This is a genomic window from Microcystis aeruginosa LEGE 91341, from assembly GCF_015206885.1.
In the GTDB taxonomy this organism is placed as follows: Bacteria; Cyanobacteriota; Cyanobacteriia; order Cyanobacteriales; family Microcystaceae; genus Microcystis; species Microcystis aeruginosa_H.
In genome coordinates, this window is the sequence record NZ_JADEXY010000275.1 from 1 (window position 1) to 1,088 (window position 1,088).

General features: G+C 47.2%; 2 protein-coding genes. One reads left to right on the forward strand and one right to left on the reverse strand.

Annotated elements, in window-relative coordinates; genetic code table 11:
• Positions 1-358 (reverse strand): gamma carbonic anhydrase family protein (locus tag IQ234_RS20830; RefSeq protein ID WP_193958463.1); only part of this gene is annotated, 358 nt, incomplete at its 3' end.
• Between the two features lie 108 nt (positions 359-466).
• Between IQ234_RS20830 and IQ234_RS20835 the strand changes: the two genes are divergently transcribed.
• Complete coding sequence (locus IQ234_RS20835; protein ID WP_110579617.1) at positions 467-982, forward strand: TIGR02652 family protein; 516 nt, start codon at positions 467-469, stop codon at positions 980-982.
• Positions 983-1,088 lie beyond the last annotated feature (106 nt).

Below are 1,088 nucleotides of genomic sequence, written 5' to 3' on the forward strand. Positions count from 1 at the left end.
CAATACTACCCGCCCCGACGCGCACACCATCGAGAATCACTGCCCCAATGCCGATTAAACAACCGCGTTCAATATGGGCTGCGTGAATTACCGCCCGGTGTCCGATGGTAACGTAATCCTCAAGGATAGTAATTTTGCCCGGATCTCCGTGTAGGATCGCCCCATCTTGGATATTAGTATAGGCCCCAATTTCGATGCGTTCCACGTCGGCACGCAATACCGCCCCATACCAAACACTCACCCCCACAGCTAGGGAAATATCCCCCATTACCGTGGCGTTAGGGGCGATAAAAGCCGCTTGACTGAGATCGACAGGGGGCCAGAAATTAGAAGTTGATCTTAAGTTATCTAAGGACATGGGAGGATCTGCACTAAAGTCGAAAGAGAATACCCGTCCAATTTGGTTGGGTATAATATATATAGGATTATTGGTACAAAGATAGCAATTTTTAGTTTAGGTTCTTCCATGATCAATGCAAGTTTACAATACCCTGTTTTTGGCCCCGATATCCATTGTCCTCATTGTCGGCAGCTAATCCCCGCCCTCACTTTGACGGATACCTATTTGTGTCCGCGCCATGGGGCTTTTGAAGCCGATCCCAAAACGGGTGAGTTGGTTCACTTGCAGTCAGGACGACATTGGCGACTCTGGAATGGTGAGTGGTATCGTCAACATACTCACCCGGATGGTATTCGTTTTGAGATTCACGAAGCACTCGATCGCCTCTATACCCAAGGATTTAAAGCGACTAAAGTAATTATTGCCAACCGTTATCGGGATTTAGTTAGTTCCTACCTAGAACGTAACACCACTTGGCGCGGTAATGAACCGGGTGAAGCCACTCTTCCCCGTCTCTACGGTTTACCGGTAGAATTTAGTCCCGATGCCCCCGATGAACCCTGTTGGGATGTAATTAACTTTGATCTGGAAAAAGAACCGGGGGTTCCCAAACGTTATCCCTATTTTCGTCTTTTTGATTAATCATTAGCCATCAGGAGTCAGGAGACAGAAGACAGGAGACGGGAGACAGGAGATAGGAGATTATTTCTATTTATTCTCCCCACACCCCACTTCATAATTCATAATT

What these genes read in the sequence shown, in the direction of transcription:
- IQ234_RS20835 (WP_110579617.1), top strand. Translation starts at nt 467, where the DNA reads ATGATCAATGCAAGTTTACAATACCCTGTTTTTGGCCCCGATATCCAT.